This is a genomic window from Streptomyces sp. NPDC091682, from assembly GCF_044756625.1.
Classification (GTDB): domain Bacteria; phylum Actinomycetota; class Actinomycetes; order Streptomycetales; family Streptomycetaceae; genus Streptomyces.
Window position 1 is genome coordinate 1 of sequence record NZ_JBIVTH010000031.1, and the last position, 16,016, is coordinate 16,016.

The following is a 16,016-nucleotide window of genomic DNA, read 5'->3' on the forward strand; positions in this document are numbered from 1 at the left end:
CGCCCGGTTACATTCCGAACCCGGAAGCTAAGCCTTTCAGCGCCGATGGTACTGCAGGGGGGACCCTGTGGGAGAGTAGGACGCCGCCGAACAATCTTTCAAAGGACCCTTGGTCCAGCGTTCAACGCTGGACCAAGGGTCCTTTTTTGTTTTTCACCTCTTTACGCCGAAGCGCGGCCATGGGTTGGTTGCGCGAGAATGACTAGCGGTACCCCGAAGACAGGAGTCACACCCATGTCCAACTCTCCCGACGATCGTCCGGAGCGCGAGCCTCGTCGCAACGACGGCGGTGACAGGGGCGGCTACCGCGGGGGCCGTGACGACCGTGGCGGCGACCGTCCCCCGTTCCGTCGTGACGACCGTGGTGCCAGTGGCCGGCCGTCCAGCAGCGGTGGTGGTTTCCGTCGCGATGACCGTGGTGGGCGTCCCTCCGGTGGTGGCGGCGGCTTCCGCCGTGACGACCGCGGTGGCGACCGTCCGTCGTACCCCCGCCGCGATGACGACCGTGGTGGCCGTCCCTCCGGTGGTGGCGGTGGCGGTTTCCGTCGCGATGACCGCGGTGGCGACCGCCCCAGCTTCCCGCGTCGTGATGACCGTGGTGGCGACCGCCCCTCGTACCCCCGTCGTGACGATGACCGTGGTGGGTTCCGTGGCGGTCGTGACGACCGTGGTGGCGACCGCCCGTCCTACCCGCGCCGTGACGACCGTGGTGGCGACCGCCCGTCGTACCCGCGTCGTGAGGACGACCGTGGTGGCCGTCCCTCCGGTGGTGGCGGTGGCTTCCGCCGCGACGACCGCGGTGGCGACCGCCCCTCGTACCCGCGTCGCGATGACCGGGGTGGCGACCGCCCCTCGTACCCCCGTCGTGACGATGACCGTGGTGGGTTCCGCGGCGGTCGTGACGACCGCGGTGGCGACCGCCCGTCCTACCCGCGTCGCGATGACCGGGGTGGCGACCGCCCGTCGTACCCGCGTCGTGAGGACGACCGTGGCGGCTACCGCGGCGGTCGTGACGACCGTGGCGGCGACCGCCCGTCCTACCCGCGTCGCGATGACCGGGGTGGCGACCGCCCCTCGTACCCCCGTCGTGACGATGACCGTGGTGGGTTCCGTGGCGGTCGTGACGACCGTGGTGGCGACCGCCCGTCCTACCCGCGCCGTGACGACCGTGGTGGCGACCGTCCGTCGTACCCCCGCCGCGATGACGACCGTGGTGGCCGTCCCTCCGGTGGTGGCGGTGGCTTCCGCCGCGACGACCGCGGTGGCGACCGCCCCTCGTACCCGCGCCGTGACGACCGTGGTGGCGACCGCCCCTCGTACCCGCGCCGTGACGACGACCGTGGTGGGTTCCGCGGCGGTCGTGACGACCGCGGTGGCGACCGTCCGTCCTACCCGCGTCGTGACGACGACCGTGGCGGCTACCGCGGCGGTCGCGACGACCGTGGTGGCGACCGCCCGTCGTACCCCCGTCGCGACGACCGCGGTGGCGACCGTGGCGGCTACCGTGGTGGCCGTGACGATCGCGGTGGTGACCGTGGTGGCTACCGTGGTCGCGATGACCGCGGCGGCGACCGTGACTTCCGCGCGGACCGTGACCGGGACCCGGTCAAGCGGCTTCCGATCGACGAGGACGTCACCGGCTTCGAGATCGACGCCGATGTGCGTCAGGAGCTGCTGAGCCTGCCCAAGGGCCTGGCCGAAGAGGTTTCCAAGAACCTCGTCATGGTCGCGCGGCTGATCGACGAGGAGCCCGAGCAGGCGTACGCGTACTCGCGCATCGCCCTGCGGCTGGCCTCCCGCGTCGCCGCCGTCCGCGAGGCCGCCGGCTTCGCCGCGTACGCCACGCAGAAGTACAGCGAGGCCCTCGCGGAGTTCCGCGCCGCCAAGCGCATGACCGGCTCGGTCGAGCTGTGGCCCGTCATGGCCGACTGCGAGCGCGGCCTCGGCCGTCCGGAGCGGGCGCTGGCCATGGCCGGCGAGCCCGAGGTGCAGAAGCTGGACAAGGCCGGTCAGGTCGAGATGCGTCTGGTCGCGGCCGGTGCCCGGCGGGACCAGGGGCAGCTCGAAGCGGCCATCGTGACCCTGCAGAGCCCGGAGCTGGCCTCCAACTCGGTCCAGCCCTGGACCGCACGCCTGCGGTACGCCTACGCCGACGCCCTGCTGGCGGCCGGTCGTGAGGACGAGGCGCGCGAGTGGTTCGGCAAGACCCTCGAAGCGGACAAGGACGGGGCCACCGACGCCTCCGACCGCCTCGCCGAGCTCGACGGCGTCGAGTTCGTCGACGCCTCGATCGACCTGTCCGACCTCGCTGAGGGCCAGGACCAGGACGACGACGAGGGCCAGGACGACGATGACGAGGACGACGACGAGGACGCGGCGGAGATCGCCGCGGCCGAGCGCGCCTCCGACGTCGCCGAGTACTACGACGAGGACGACGAGGAGTACGAGCCGCTGGAGCAGTCCGAGGCCGACGCCGACGTCGACACCGAGGGCGACAAGGCCTGAGGCACGGTGACATGAAGAAGGGCGGTACCCCGACCGGGGTACCGCCCTTCTTCATGTCCGGAACCGGTCAGCCCAGGCCGCGCAGGACCAGGCCGGTGGCCGGTTTCGGGCCGAAGGACGTGGACTTGCGGGGCATGGTGACGCCCTGGCGGGCCAAGTCCCGTACGACTTCCTCGCGTACGGGATGCAGCAGGACCGCCGTGCCGCCGTGCCGCTCGGCCATGGCCACGGTGGACGCGGCGTCGTGGATGTACGTGATCTGGTCCGGCGCGTCCGGGACGTGCCAGAGGGCGTCGAGCAGGGTGGCGTGCAGGACGGTGGCGTCCAGCCGGCGCCAGGCCTCGGGGCGGTCGTGGCGGACCGTGGCGTCGAGGAGCGCCAGGTCGGGGTCGGTGACCAGATGGAAGGCGCCGTCGCCGGCGAGCAGGAAGGCGTTGCCGCGTTCCGAGGCGTCCGCGAGGGAGTCCAGGGCCAGCGGCAGCGGTCCGGCGACCGGGCGGACGCGGAAGTGGCCGTCGAGGGCGGCGAGGGCGTCCGCCACCGGGAGGCGGCGCAGCATCCGGTGGATGGCGCGGACCTGCAGCGGATAGCGGGCGGTGTCCACGAGGAGGACCAGGCCGAAGTCCCAGGGGGTGGGGGAGGCGTGCTCCTCCTGGAGGCGCAGGTACGTCGCCCAGCGGTGGTGGCCGTCGGCGATGAGGGCCTGGCGGTGGCTCAGGTCCGCCATGACGGTGTCGAGCTCGGCCGGATCCGTGATGGCCCACAGGCGGTGCTGGAAGCCGTCCTCGGTGGTGGTCGACAGGAGCGGGGCGCGCCGGGCGGTCCGTTCGACGACCGCGGCCGCTCCCGTGTCGGGGTCGTCGCCCCGGTAGGTGAGCAGCAGGGGTTCGAGGTTGGCGGACGTGGCCCGCATCAGGCCGGCCCGGTCGGTGACCACGTCCGGCATGACGTCCTCGTGCGGCAGCACGATGCCGGCGTCGGCGGTGGACAGGGCGAGGGCGCCGATGAGGCCGCGCTGGAGGAGGCCGGCCCGGCGCTGTTCGTACACGTAGAGCGCGGGCTCGGGGTCGGCGCTGAGGATGCCCTGGGCGAGCCAGTCGTGCAGGGTGCGCGCGGCCTGCTCGTTGCGCGCCGCCGGGGTACCCGCCTGCGGGAGGATCAGGCGGACGATGTTGTGCGGGTCGGCGGATTCGAGGTGGTCGACTCCGTCGGGGCGCACGACCACGTCGTACGGCGGCGAGGTGACGGCGGCGAGGCTGCCGACACGCTCGGGGACGTAGCGCAGGCCGTGGAACGGGATCAGGCGCAGCCCGTGCTCCGCAGTACCAGATGTGGTCATTGGTGCATGGTAAAACGCGTCTTGCCATGCGGGATGATCGGGGCAGTACGGAATCGGACAAGGTCGGTCGGCCCAGCTACTGCTGGGAGTGGCCCCAGGAGGAGCGGACAGGATGACCCGGCAGAGCAGGACCAGTCCCGCGGCGAGTGAGCAGAGTCTGCACCAGGCGTACGACACCGCCCTGCTGGATCTGGACGGGGTGGTGTACGCGGGCGGCAGGGCCATCGCGCACGCGGTGGAGTCCCTCGCGACGGCCCGGGCGGACGGGATGCACCTCGCGTACGTCACGAACAACGCGCTGCGGACGCCGGACGCGGTCGCGGAGCACCTGGGCGAGCTGGGCATTCCGACGGAGGCCGCCGAGGTGATCACCTCGGCGCAGGCGGTGGCCCGGCTGATCGCTGAGCAGGTGGAGCCGGGGTCGAAGGTGTTGGTGATCGGCGGGGACGGGCTGCGGGTCGCGCTGCGCGAGCGGGGTCTGGTGCCGGTGGAGTCGGCCGAGGAGGAGGGGCTCGCGGCGGTCGTCCAGGGGTACGGGGGTCCCGACCTGCCGTGGGGGCGGTTCGCCGAGGCCTCGTACGCGATCAACCGCGGGGTGCCGTGGTTCGCGTCGAACACCGACCTGACGATTCCGGGTGCGCGCGGGATCGCGCCGGGCAACGGGGCTGCCGTGGAGGTCGTACGGATCGCCACGGGCGCGGAGCCGCAGGTGGCGGGCAAACCGCTGCCCCCGATGCACCGGGAGACGGTGCTGCGCACCGGGGCACGGCGGCCGCTGGTGGTGGGGGACCGGCTGGACACCGACATCGAGGGTGCCTTCAACGGGGAAGTGGACTCGCTGCTGGTGCTGACCGGGGTCACCGACGCGGAACAGCTGCTGCGTGCCGAGCCCAGGCACCGTCCGACCTACGTGGACCGGGATCTGCGGGGGTTGTTGGCCGGGCAGCCGGAGGTGGAACCGTTCGCGGAGGGGTTCCGCTGCGGCGGCTGGACGGCGGTCGCGACGAACGGCGGCGTGCTGGAGCTGCGCGAGGCCGGAGAAGCCGGAGCGGGCGAGGAGGCCGGAGAAGTCGGGGAGGCAGGGGATCCGCTCGACGGGCTGCGGGCGCTGTGTGCGGCGGCCTGGACGGTGGCCGGGGACGGAGTCTGCACGCTCGATGCGGCGAAGGCGCTGGCCAGGCTGGGTCTTTAAGGGCGGTCCGGGGGATCCGCCCGTGCGGAAGGTAGGTTAGCCTAACCTGCGTGTTGGTCGAGAGTCCCCCTGAACCCGAACGGAGCGCGGCGCCCGACGAGGGCGCCGCTGCCTCCGTAGCCCGCCCGCGCCACGCCGTGCGCGCCGCCGGTCTGCTCGCCGCTCTCGCGGTGCTGGCACTGATCGCCGTCGTGAGCATCGCCGTGGGCGCCAAGCAGATGACCCTGGACGAGGTCTGGCACGGCCTGTTCGCCTACGCGGGTACGCCCTCCGACGTGGTCGTGCGGGACCTGCGGATCCCGCGCACCCTGCTCGGGCTGCTGGTCGGGCTCGGGCTCGGTCTGTCCGGTGCCGTGATGCAGGCGTTGACCCGCAACCCGCTGGCCGAGCCGGGCATCCTCGGCGTCAACGCGGGTGCCGCGGCCGCCGTGGTCTCCGCGATCAGCTTCTTCGGCGCGAGTTCACTGAACGAGTTCGTGTGGTGGGCCTTCCTCGGAGCCGCCTTCGTCTCGGTCCTCGTGTACGTGCTCGGTGGCAGTCGCAGCGCGACCCCGGTGCGCCTCGCGCTCGCTGGTACGGCGGCCAGCGCGGCGCTCGTCGGCTACATCAACGCCGTGCAGCTGATGGACAGCAAGGCACTGGACAAGCTGCGCTTCTGGACGGTGGGTTCGCTGGCTTCGGCCAACATGGACACCGTCCGGCAGGTGGCCCCCTTCCTGCTCGTCGGCGCGGTGCTGGCGCTGGTGCTGGGCCGGCCGCTCAACGCGATGGCGATGGGCGACGACACGGCGCGGGCGCTCGGCGCCCACCTCACGCGGACCCGGATCGGCGCCATGGTCGCCATCACCCTGCTGTGCGGTGCGGCGACCGCCGCCTGCGGTCCCATCGTGTTCATCGGGCTGATGGTCCCGCACCTCGTCCGGGCCTTCACCGGCCCCGACATGCGCTGGGTGCTCGCGTACTCGGCCGTCCTGTCGCCGGCCCTGCTGCTCGGCTCCGACATCATCGGCCGCGTCGTCACCCGGCCCGCCGAACTGCAGGTCGGCATCGTGACCGCGCTCATCGGCGGCCCGGTCTTCATCTACCTGGTTCGGCGCAAGAGGATGGCCCAGCTGTGACCGCGACCGCGCCCACGACCGTGACCGCGACCGATGCCCCCCGAAAGGGCCGTCGGTCCGGCCCCCGTCCGCTGCGCCTGCCCGGCGGGCTCTCGTTGCGCGTCGAGCGGCGCGCCCTCACCGTGGGCGTGCTGCTGACCTTCGTGGCGTTCGCGATGGCCGTCTTGCTCATCGGCACCGGCGACTTCGAGATCGCGCCGTGGGACGTCGTACAGACCCTGCTCGGCAACGGCACCCCGGCCACCGACTTCATCGTCAACGACCTGCGGCTGCCGCGGGCCCTGGTCGCGCTGCTCGTCGGCGCGGCGCTCGGCATCTCCGGAGCCGTCTTCCAGTCCGTCTCCCGCAACCCGCTGGGCTCCCCGGACATGCTCGGCTTCGGCTACGGCTCGGCGGTCGGCGCGCTCGTCGTCATCGTCCTGTTCAAGGGCGGCGCCACCGAGGTCGCCGTCGGCGCGCTGGTCGGCGGTCTGCTGGCCGGAGTCCTCGTCTACCTGCTCGCGTACAAGCAGGGCATCCAGGGCTACCGGCTGGTGCTGGTCGGCATCGGCGCCTCCGCCATCCTGATCGCCGTGATCCAGTACCTGATCACGAAGGCCCAGCTGATCGAGGCCACCCGCGCCATGGTCTGGCTGACCGGCTCGCTGGCCGGCCGGGACTGGGCGCAGGTGTGGCCGCTGCTCGCGGTGTGCGCGGTGCTCTTCCCACTGGTCCTCGGGCGGGGCCGGGCCCTGCGGATGATGGAGATGGGCGACGACGCCGCGTACGCGCTCGGCGTGCGGGTGGAGCGGACGCGGATGCTGCTGATGCTCGCGGCGGTCCTGCTCACCACCGCGGCGAGCGCCGCGGCCGGCCCGATCAGCTTCATCGCGCTGGCCGCGCCGCAGCTGGCCCGGCGGCTGACCCGTTCGCCCGGCGGGAACCTGGTGAACGCCGCCCTGATGGGCTCGGTGCTGCTGATGGTGTCCGACTGGGCCTCGCAGCGGGCCTTCGGCTCCGACCAGCTGCCGGTGGGCGTGGTGACCGGCCTCGTCGGCGGTGTCTACCTGCTCTGGCTGCTCGTCACCGAGCGCAAGGCGGGACGTATATGAACCTGATGAGGAGTACCCAAGTGCAGCGGCTGACCGCGGAGAACGTGACCCTCGGCTACGACCAGCGGGTCATCGCCGAGAACCTGTCGGTGGAGATCCCCGACAACTCCTTCACGGTGATCGTCGGCCCCAACGCCTGCGGCAAGTCCACGCTGCTGCGGGCCCTGTCGCGGATGTTGAAGCCGTCCACCGGGCGGGTGCTGCTGGACGGGCAGGCCATCGGGTCGATGCCCGCGAAGAAGGTCGCCAAGACCCTGGGCCTGCTCCCGCAGTCCTCGATCGCGCCCGACGGCATCACGGTGGCCGACCTGGTCTCGCGCGGCCGGTACCCGCACCAGGGGCTGTTGCGGCAGTGGTCGGCCGAGGACGAGCGGGTCGTGAACGAGTCGATGGCCTCGACCGGGGTCGCCGAGCTCGCGGACCGGGCCGTGGACGAGTTGTCGGGCGGGCAGCGGCAGCGCGTGTGGATCGCGATGGCGCTGGCCCAGCAGACGCCGTTGCTGCTGCTCGACGAGCCGACGACGTACCTGGACATCCAGCACCAGATCGACGTGCTGGACCTGTGCGCGGAGCTGCACGAGACGCAGGGGCGGACGCTGGTGGCGGTGCTGCACGACCTGAACCACGCGGCCCGGTACGCCACGCACCTGATCGCGATGCGGGGCGGGAAGGTCGTCGCGGAGGGGCCGCCGGCCGAGGTGGTGACGGCGGAGCTCGTGGAGAAGGTGTTCGGGCTGCGCTGCCAGGTGATTCCGGATCCGGAGACGGGGACGCCGCTGGTGGTCCCGGCGGCGCGCAAGGCCCGTGTGGTGGCCCGGGCGGAGTAGCCTCCGGCCGGGCAGGCGGTTTCGGTGCGGGCCGATTGCCGGGGGCGCCGCCCCCGGACTCCCGCGCCTCGAACGCCGGCGGGGCTTGGGGGTGCCGGGGAGGCTGGAAGGGGTCGACGAGGCTGGAAGGGGTCGGGGCGGGGCTTGGCTAGAGCATGCTCTTGAGGCGGAGTAGGTCGCGGAAGCCGGCTTCCAGACGGACCCGGCCGGAGGCCCAGGCCTTCGCGAACTTCAGCTCGCCCGCGACCAGGGCCACGAGGTCGTCGCCGGTCATCGCGAGCCTGATCTCGGCCTTCGCCGCGGGCGGGCCCGGGGCGACCGCGTCCACCCGGATCCGGCCCGCGTCGAGGCGGCCCGTGAACGTCTGGTCGAGGTCGGTGATGTGGCAGCTCAGGGAGCGGTCGAACGCGGCCGCGCTGCGCACGCCGCCGTCGGCCCGTGCGAGGTTGCCGGAGAGGTTGTCGAGTGCTTCGCGGCACTCCTGGATCGTAGCCATCGTGATCACGACCGTACCGCAGAGCCATGCGTGGTCGCGGGGCGCTTCGAGGTAGCGTCGGGGCATGACCGACGAAGCCGCCGACCCCCGGGTCGATGCCTCCGCAGAGCCGGCAGGGCCCGTGGAGCCCGCAGAGCCCACCGGGCCCGTGGCGCTGGGCATCGAGCGCACGCCCACCGGCCACGCCGGCGTGGACGCGCACCTGGCGCGGTTGGCGGACGCGGACCACCTCGAGGAGCACGGACACGTCGAGGTGTACGAGGATGTCCACCGGGGGCTGCGCGACGCGCTGACCGCGCTGGACGCACCGCCCGTCCCCGGACCGTACGAAAACAGGAGCTGAACCGAACGTGGCAGGAGTGGCACGCCGCCGCCTGGACGCCGAACTGGTACGCCGCAGCATGGCCCGCTCGCGCGAGCACGCCGCACAGCTGATCGCCGCGGGCCGGGTGACCGTGGGCGGCACCACCGCGACCAAGGCGGCCACCCAGGTCGAGACCAGCGCGGCCCTGGTGGTCCTCAAGGACGACGCAGACCCCGACTACGTCTCGCGCGGCGGCCACAAGCTGGCCGGCGCGCTGGCGGCCTTCCAGCCGCAGGGGCTGGCCGTCGAGGGCCGCCGCGCGCTGGACGCCGGCGCCTCCACCGGCGGGTTCACGGACGTGCTGCTGCGCTCGGGCGTGGCCCACGTGATGGCCGTGGACGTCGGCTACGGGCAACTGGCCTGGTCGCTGCAGAGCGACGACCGGGTCACGGTCAAGGACCGCACGAACGTGCGCGAGCTGACGGTGGAGCAGCTCGACGGGGTTCCGGTCGACCTGGTCGTCGGTGATCTGTCGTTCATTTCCATCGGTCTGGTGCTGCCGGCGCTGGTGCGCTGCTGCGCGCCGGACGCGGACCTGGTGCTGATGGTCAAGCCGCAGTTCGAGGTCGGCAAGGACCGGCTGGGCAGTGGCGGCGTGGTGCGCAGCCCGGAGTTGCGGGCCGAGGCCGTGCGCGAGGTCGCGGCGCAGGCCGCGAAGCTGGGTCTGGGCGTTCTCGGGGTGACGGCGAGTCCGCTGCCGGGGCCTTCGGGGAACGTCGAGTACTTTCTGTGGCTGCGGGCGGGGGCACCGGCACTCGACCCGGAGGATGTTGACCGTGCAGTAGCGGAGGGGCCGCAGTGACAGGTACAGCGGGTACAGCAGGTACAGCGGGTTCACGTGTTTCGGGGGAAGGGCGGACGGTCTTCCTGCTCGCGCACACCGGGCGGCCTGCGGCCATCCGCAGCGCCGAGCTGGTCGTACAGGGTCTGCTGAGGTGCGGACTGGGCGTACGCGTCATGGAGCACGAGGCGGTGGACCTGCCGCTGCCCCCCGAGGTGGAGCTGGTCACCGAGTCCACCCCGGGGGTGCTCGACGGGTGTGAGCTGCTTATCGTCCTCGGCGGGGACGGCACCCTGTTGCGGGGCGCGGAGTTCGCCCGCGCCTCGGGGGTGCCGATGTTGGGCGTCAACCTGGGCCGGGTGGGGTTCCTCGCCGAGGCCGAGCGCGACGACCTGGACAAGGTCGTGGACCGGGTGGTGACGCGCTCGTACGAGGTCGAGGAGCGGATGACGCTCGACGTGATCGTGCGGACGAACGGAGATGTGGTCCACCGGGACTGGGCGCTGAACGAGGCCGCGGTCCAGAAGGTGTCCCCGGAGCGGATGCTGGAGGTGGTCCTGGAGATCGACGGGCGCCCGGTGACCGGTTTCGGCTGCGACGGGATCGTCTGCGCGACTCCGACGGGCTCCACGGCCTACGCCTTCTCCGCGGGCGGGCCGGTGGTCTGGCCGGAGGTGGAGGCGCTGCTGCTGGTGCCGATCAGCGCGCACGCGCTGTTCGCGAAGCCGCTGGTGACCTCGCCGACCTCGGTGCTGGCGGTGGAGGTGCAGAACGGCACCCCGCACGGCGTGCTGTGGTGCGACGGGCGGCGCACGCTGGAGCTGCCGGCCGGGGCGCGGGTCGAGGTGCGGCGCGGTGCGGTGCCGGTACGGCTCGCCCGACTGCACCACGCGTCCTTCACGGACCGGCTCGTCGCCAAGTTCGCGCTGCCGGTGTCGGGGTGGCGCGGCGCGCCGCACTGATGTGATCCACCCCCTCGGCGGTCCGGGGCGTCCGGACGCAGGGTGGGGACGGGTGGCGGGGGACCGGGCGCCCCGGTGGTGGCGCGGTTCCGCCGTCCTTCGGACGGGCGAACCGCCGTCGGTCGGGCCGTGCCGGAAGGGGTGAGGCACCGGAGCCCCCGGCGGGCGAGCCGCAGGGCTGCGGGCCCCGCTCTCTCGCTCCCCCGCGGCGCAGCCGCCGAAGCGGTCGCACACCCGCACGTGCGTGTCGTGGAGGTGCTGGACGGCGGCGAGTCGAATCGAGTCCGAAACGGTTCCGGGCGCCTATCCCCGTAGCACGATGGGGAGTTCGGCCGGGAGAGCATTAATAGCACACGCGTTCGGAGAATTCGGGGCGGGTGACGTCACATGGCACCCATGAAACCTCGGTATCGTCGTCCCGTGCTTGAGGAGATGCGGATACGGTCGCTCGGGGTCATCGACGACGCGGTGGTCGAGCTGTCGCCCGGATTCACCGCGGTGACCGGCGAGACCGGCGCGGGCAAGACGATGGTCGTCACCAGCCTCGGGCTGCTGCTCGGCGGTCGCGCCGACCCGGCCCTGGTACGGATCGGGGCCAAGGCCGCGGTGGTCGAGGGTCGCATCGTCATGCGCCCCGACGCCCCCGCCGCCGTACGCGCCGAGGAGGCCGGGGCCGAGCTCGACGACGGCGCCCTGCTGATCAGTCGGACCGTGTCCGCCGAGGGACGCTCGCGCGCCCACGTCGGCGGCCGCTCCGTGCCCGTCGGTCTGCTCGGCGAGCTCGCCGACGACCTGGTCGCCGTACACGGGCAGACCGACCAGCAGGGGCTGCTGCGCCCGGCGCGGCAGCGGCAGGCCCTCGACCGGTACGCCGGGGACGCCGTCGCCGTCCCGCTGGAGAAGTACGGCTCGGCCTACCGCAGGTTCCGTGCCGTCGCCGTCGAGCTGGAGGAGATCACCACCCGGGCCCGGGAACGGGCCCAGGAGGCGGACCTGCTGCGCTTCGGACTGGACGAGATCGCGGCCGTGGAACCGGTGGCCGGCGAGGACGTCGAACTCGCGGCCGAGGCGGAGCGGCTCGGGCATGCCGAATCACTGGCCTCGGCGGCGCAGCTGGCCCACGCCGCGCTCGCGGGCAACCCGGAGGACCCGGAGGCCATCGACGCGAACATGCTCGTCGCGGGCGCCCACCGGGCGCTGGAATCCGTACGCTCCCACGACCCGGCCCTCGGCGCGCTCGCCGAACGGATCGGGGAGCTCGGCATCCTGCTGTCCGACGTGGCCGGGGAACTGGCGGGCTACGCTGACGACCTGGACGCCGATCCGCTGCGGCTGGCCGCGGTGGAGGAGCGGCGGGCCGCCCTGACCCAGCTCACCCGCAAGTACGGCTCCGCGGGCACCGTGGACGCCGTGCTGGAGTGGGCCGAACAGAGCGCGGCACGGCTGCTGGAACTGGACGGCGACGACGAGCGGATCACCGAGCTGACCGCCGAACGCGACGGACTGCGCGGCGAACTGTCGCTGCTGGCACAGGCGTTGACGGACGCCCGGGTGGAGGCCGCGACCCGTTTCGCCTCCGCGGTGACGGCGGAGCTGGCCTCGCTGGCGATGCCGCACGCCCGCGTGACCATCGACGTCCGGCAGGCCGAGGATTCCGACGGAGTGGACGTGGACGGCCGCCCGGTCGCCTACGGCCCCTCGGGCGCGGACGAGGTGGAGCTGCTGCTGGCCCCGCACCCCGGTGCCCAGCCGCGGCCGATCGCCAAGGGCGCCTCGGGCGGTGAGCTGTCCCGGGTGATGCTGGCCGTCGAGGTCGTCTTCGCGGGCTCCGACCCGGTGCCCACCTACCTCTTCGACGAGGTCGACGCGGGCGTCGGCGGCAAGGCGGCGGTCGAGGTCGGCCGGCGGCTGGCCAAGCTGGCCAAGTCGGCGCAGGTCGTGGTCGTCACGCACCTGCCGCAGGTGGCGGCCTTCGCGGACCGGCAGCTGCTCGTCGAGAAGACCAATGACGGATCGGTCACCCGGAGCGGGGTCACCGTCCTGGAGGGCGAGGACCGGATTCGCGAGCTGTCGCGCATGCTCGCCGGCCACGAGGACTCGGTCTCGGCGCGGGCGCACGCCGAGGAACTGCTGGCGGCGGCGCGCGCGGACGCGTGAGGTACCCCGGCGCAGGCCCGGAACGCACCGCGTTCCGGGCCTCCGGCGCGCCCGCGCAGGCCCGGAGATAGCCCGTGTGGGTGAGGCTCGAGGGCGTCCTGCACCATCTCGTACGGGATCCGTACCCGTATGGTCCCGGAACGCGCGTGCGGACTGGCATTCTTGGCGACGTCTCTCACTCCCTCACCCTGGAGCTTCGGCCCGTGAGCAGCTCCCCGGTCTCCACCTCTCTCCCGGCCCAGCCCTACGGCCGGCCGCCGCTGCGCACCGTGCAAGTACTCGGCAGCGGTGCGGGCGCGAGCAGCAGCGCGCACGTACGCTCGCTCGCGACAGGCCTCGCCGCGCGCGGGGTACGGGTCACGGTGTGCGCGCCCGTCCAGGCGGAGGGGGAGTACGACTTCACCGGCGCCGGGGCGCAGTTCGCGCCCGACGCGGTCAGCGTGCTGCGGGCCGCATGTGCCGGGGCGGACCTCGTGCACGCGCACGGCGTGCGCGCCGGAATGCGCGCCGCCCTGGCCATACGGGGGCGCCGGGTGCCGCTGGTGGTGAGCTGGCACGGCGATGGCCCCACGGCGGTCGGTGCGCTCGGGCGGCTGGGCCGGATGCTGGAACGGCACGTGGCGCGGGCCGCGGCGGTGGTGCTCGGGGCCTCCTCGGACCAGGTGGACGCCGCGCGGCTGCGGGGCGCCAGGGACGCGCGGTTGGCCCCGGTGGCCCTGCCGGTGGGCACGGCGGGTGCAGAGGCGGCGGTCGACCCCGGCAAGGTGCGGGCGGAACTGGGCGTGGTGGAACGGCCGCTGCTGATCGCCGTCGGCAGCCTGGTGCCGCACCGCGGGTACTCCGTACTGCTCGATGCGGCACGGGAGTGGCGCGGCCTGGACCCGGCGCCGCTGCTGGTGATCGCGGGGGAGGGGCCGCTCCGGGCTGAGCTCGCCCGGCGGATCGAGGCGGAGGGGCTTCCGGTACGGCTGTTGGGGCGCCGCCGGGACGCGGCGCAGCTGCTGGCGGCGGCGGACCTGGCGGTCCTGCCGAGCCGCTGGGAGGCGCGGGCACTGCTGGCGCAGGAGGCGCTGCGGGTGGGCGTGCCGCTGGTGGCCACGGCGGTGGGCGGTGTCCCGGAGTTGGTGGGCGACGGTGCGGTACTGGTCCCGCCGGGGGAGGCGGGGGCCCTCGCCTCGGCCGTGACCGGCCTGCTGGCCGACCCGGACCGCCGGGCCGCGCTGGCGGCCGCGGGGCGCGTCCAGGCCGCGACGTGGCCGTCGGAGGACGACACCGTCGCACAGGTCCTGTCCGTCTACGACGAACTGATGGAACGTACCCGCCGCTAGCCTCCCGGCGGGGTAGCGGTGGTCCGGGCGGCGCGCCGTTTCGGGGGCTCCGCCCCCGCACCCCCGCGCCTCGATCGCCGGCGGGGCTCAACTTGAGCCCCGCCGGCGATCGAGGCGCGGGTTCGGGCAGAGCCCGGGGAACGGTGGAAGGGCAGGTAGGGGTACGAAGCCCGGGAGGCGCGCTAGCGCCGAGCGGTGCGAGGACGGCGTCAAGAAGCGGAAGGGGTGTGGCGGCGGGCGCGGAGGGCCAGGCTCAGGGAGAGGACCGTCTCGGGGTCGTCCAGGTCGGTGCCCAGGAGTTCCGAGATGCGGGCCAACCGGTTGTACAGCGTCTGCCGGTTCAGATGGAGCTCGCGCGCCGTCTCCGCCTTGCGGCCCGCGTGGGCCAGGTACGTCTCCAAGGTGGGCAGGAGCGGCGGGCGCGACGTCGTGTCGTGCGTGCGGAGCGGTCCGATCGCCCGGTCCACGAAGGCGGCCAGGTCGGGATGTTCGCGCAGCCGCCACAGCAGCAGGTCGATGTCCAGGCGGCGCGCGTCGTACCAGGGGCGTGCCGGTAGGCCGTGGGCCGCCGTCGCGGTCTCCGCGGCGTGGCGCAGGCCCGCCGAGGCCGCGGCCCAGCCACCCGCCACGCCGACGACCACGGCCGGCGGCGCGTCGGCCCGGTCCAGGCCCGCCCGTTCGACGCCCGCCCGGAGCGCGGCCGAGACCCGGTCCGCCACCGCCGTGCGCTCCGACTCCGCGCGCAGGGAGACCAGCAGCGGCACCCGGCCCTCGACCGGGCGGACGCCCAGCAGGACCGGGACCCCGACGGACGACAGCTCCTCCAGCACCGCGCGGGCCAGGACGGCCCAGTTCCCGGACGGTCCGAGGTCCGAGGACAGCCGCATCACCACCGGCAGCAGCGGTCCGCCGCCCGGCTTGAAGCCCAGGACCCGGGCCTGTCCCGGTGCGTCCTCCGCCGAGATGCGGCCCTCCGCCAGGTCCGTCAGGAAGTCGCCGCGGCCGCGCGCCGCCAGCTCCTCCTCCTGCCGCGCCTGCATCAGGACGACGGCCAGGACACCCGCCGTGCGTTCGGCCGCCATCCGGTGCACCGGGAGCAGCGGGGCCGAGACGCCGACCAGGACGAGCCGGGCCCGGACCGAGCCGGTGCCGTGGCCGCCGCCCGGTACGTCGACCACCACCGTGTTCGTGGCGGGTTCGGCCTCGCGCTGGCCGCGGAGGCCCTCCCACACCTGGAGCGGGTCCGCGCCCGCGTCCCCGGCCGCGCTGCCGGCCGCGTACAGGAGTTGCCCGTCGGGGGTCTCCAAGAACACCGGGTTCCCCGTGAGGTCGGCCAGGATCCGCAGGACCTGGGGGATGCCCCCACCGCCCAGTAGCGCCTCCGTACAGCGCCGGTGGACCTCCTCGGCCCGCTGGAGCAGTGCGTAGTGGTGGTTGACGATCTCGGTGTGGACCTCCTCCGTGACCGCCACGAAGGGGACCTCCCGGTGGAGCTGGACCAGGGGCAGCCCCGCCGACCGCGCGGTCTCCACCAGGGTCGCCGGCAGCCGGGTGAAGCGCGGGCCCAGTTCGACCACGAGCGCGGCGATCCCGCGGTCCGCGAGGCGGCGGACGAAGGCCCGCTGCTCGGCCGGCCGGGTGCCGAGGCCCAAGCCCGTGGTCAGCAGCAGCTCACCTCCCTTGAGCAGGGAGGCGATGTTCGGCACCTCGCCCGCGTGCACCCAGCGGACGGTCCGGCCCAGGCGGTCGGCGCAGGCCACCACCTCCGGCAGTCCGCCGCGCAGCCCGGGCAGTTCCAGTGCCCGCTGAACCGTGATCCCGCCCTGGTTCTCCATAGCGCGGGACGCTACCGGCCG

The 16,016-nt window shown here is 73.6% G+C and carries 14 protein-coding genes and 1 rRNA gene; 12 read left to right on the forward strand and 3 right to left on the reverse strand.

Features of this window, described 5'->3' with window-relative positions; genetic code table 11:
* The 3 genes from rrf to ACIQK6_RS39050 all read left to right on the forward strand — a co-directional run.
* Positions 1-92 (forward strand): 5S ribosomal RNA (rrf, locus tag ACIQK6_RS39040); the annotation flags it as partial.
* A 224-nt stretch (positions 93-316) separates the two neighbouring features.
* Positions 317-1,678: a hypothetical protein gene (locus ACIQK6_RS39045; protein WP_402697203.1), complete on the forward strand. Its 1,362-nt coding sequence runs from the start codon at positions 317-319 to the stop codon at positions 1,676-1,678.
* Positions 1,660-2,505, forward strand: coding sequence for a hypothetical protein (locus tag ACIQK6_RS39050; protein ID WP_329108066.1), 846 nt, complete (start codon positions 1,660-1,662; stop codon positions 2,503-2,505). The genes ACIQK6_RS39045 and ACIQK6_RS39050 overlap by 19 nt, the downstream gene beginning before the upstream one ends.
* A 67-nt stretch (positions 2,506-2,572) precedes the next feature.
* On the opposite strand, the gene ACIQK6_RS39055 is transcribed toward ACIQK6_RS39050, so the two are convergent.
* Positions 2,573-3,844 carry a DUF1015 domain-containing protein gene (locus ACIQK6_RS39055; protein ID WP_329103495.1) on the reverse strand — a complete coding sequence of 424 codons (1,272 nt, stop codon included), beginning with the start codon at positions 3,842-3,844 and terminating at the stop codon, positions 2,573-2,575.
* Between the two features lie 112 nt (positions 3,845-3,956).
* Between ACIQK6_RS39055 and ACIQK6_RS39060 the strand changes: the two genes are divergently transcribed.
* The 4 genes from ACIQK6_RS39060 to ACIQK6_RS39075 are packed head-to-tail and all read left to right on the forward strand — an operon-like array spanning position 3,957 to position 8,072.
* The gene (locus ACIQK6_RS39060) at positions 3,957-5,036 is read left to right on the forward strand and encodes an HAD-IIA family hydrolase (protein WP_329103497.1); all 1,080 of its coding nucleotides are present in this window, start codon (positions 3,957-3,959) and stop codon (positions 5,034-5,036) included.
* A gap of 50 nt (positions 5,037-5,086) precedes the next feature.
* Positions 5,087-6,154, forward strand: a complete 1,068-nt coding sequence (locus ACIQK6_RS39065) for an iron chelate uptake ABC transporter family permease subunit (protein WP_329103499.1) — start codon at positions 5,087-5,089, stop codon at positions 6,152-6,154.
* Positions 6,151-7,245 (forward strand): FecCD family ABC transporter permease, encoded by a 1,095-nt coding sequence (locus tag ACIQK6_RS39070; protein WP_402697206.1) that lies wholly within the window; start codon positions 6,151-6,153, stop codon positions 7,243-7,245. The genes ACIQK6_RS39065 and ACIQK6_RS39070 overlap by 4 nt, the downstream gene beginning before the upstream one ends.
* Positions 7,246-7,250: 5 nt before the next feature.
* Positions 7,251-8,072 carry an ABC transporter ATP-binding protein gene (locus ACIQK6_RS39075; RefSeq protein WP_329103502.1) on the forward strand — a complete coding sequence of 274 codons (822 nt, stop codon included), beginning with the start codon at positions 7,251-7,253 and terminating at the stop codon, positions 8,070-8,072.
* A gap of 148 nt (positions 8,073-8,220) precedes the next feature.
* Here ACIQK6_RS39075 and ACIQK6_RS39080 read toward each other — a convergent pair whose 3' ends face one another.
* Positions 8,221-8,568: an SCP2 sterol-binding domain-containing protein gene (locus ACIQK6_RS39080; RefSeq protein WP_329103504.1), complete on the reverse strand. Its 348-nt coding sequence runs from the start codon at positions 8,566-8,568 to the stop codon at positions 8,221-8,223.
* A 64-nt stretch (positions 8,569-8,632) separates the two neighbouring features.
* Here ACIQK6_RS39080 and ACIQK6_RS39085 point away from each other — a divergent pair, with 64 nt between their 5' ends.
* From ACIQK6_RS39085 to ACIQK6_RS39105, 5 genes are all read left to right on the forward strand, one after another.
* Entirely contained in the window at positions 8,633-8,911 is a 279-nt protein-coding gene (locus ACIQK6_RS39085) for a hypothetical protein (protein WP_402697209.1), read from the forward strand.
* 7 nt (positions 8,912-8,918) lie between these two features.
* On the forward strand, positions 8,919-9,734 hold the full coding sequence (locus tag ACIQK6_RS39090; protein ID WP_329103507.1) for a TlyA family RNA methyltransferase: 816 nt from the start codon (positions 8,919-8,921) through the stop codon (positions 9,732-9,734).
* Positions 9,731-10,675 (forward strand): NAD kinase, encoded by a 945-nt coding sequence (locus ACIQK6_RS39095; RefSeq protein ID WP_329103509.1) that lies wholly within the window; start codon positions 9,731-9,733, stop codon positions 10,673-10,675. The genes ACIQK6_RS39090 and ACIQK6_RS39095 overlap by 4 nt, the downstream gene beginning before the upstream one ends.
* Positions 10,676-11,107: 432 nt before the next feature.
* Positions 11,108-12,832 (forward strand): DNA repair protein RecN, encoded by a 1,725-nt coding sequence (gene recN, locus ACIQK6_RS39100; protein WP_329108070.1) that lies wholly within the window; start codon positions 11,108-11,110, stop codon positions 12,830-12,832.
* Between the two features lie 203 nt (positions 12,833-13,035).
* Positions 13,036-14,160 (forward strand): glycosyltransferase family 4 protein, encoded by a 1,125-nt coding sequence (locus ACIQK6_RS39105; RefSeq protein ID WP_402697212.1) that lies wholly within the window; start codon positions 13,036-13,038, stop codon positions 14,158-14,160.
* Positions 14,161-14,369: 209 nt separating this feature from the next.
* On the opposite strand, the gene ACIQK6_RS39110 is transcribed toward ACIQK6_RS39105, so the two are convergent.
* Positions 14,370-15,995, reverse strand: coding sequence for a PucR family transcriptional regulator (locus tag ACIQK6_RS39110; protein ID WP_329103512.1), 1,626 nt, complete (start codon positions 15,993-15,995; stop codon positions 14,370-14,372).
* Positions 15,996-16,016 lie beyond the last annotated feature (21 nt).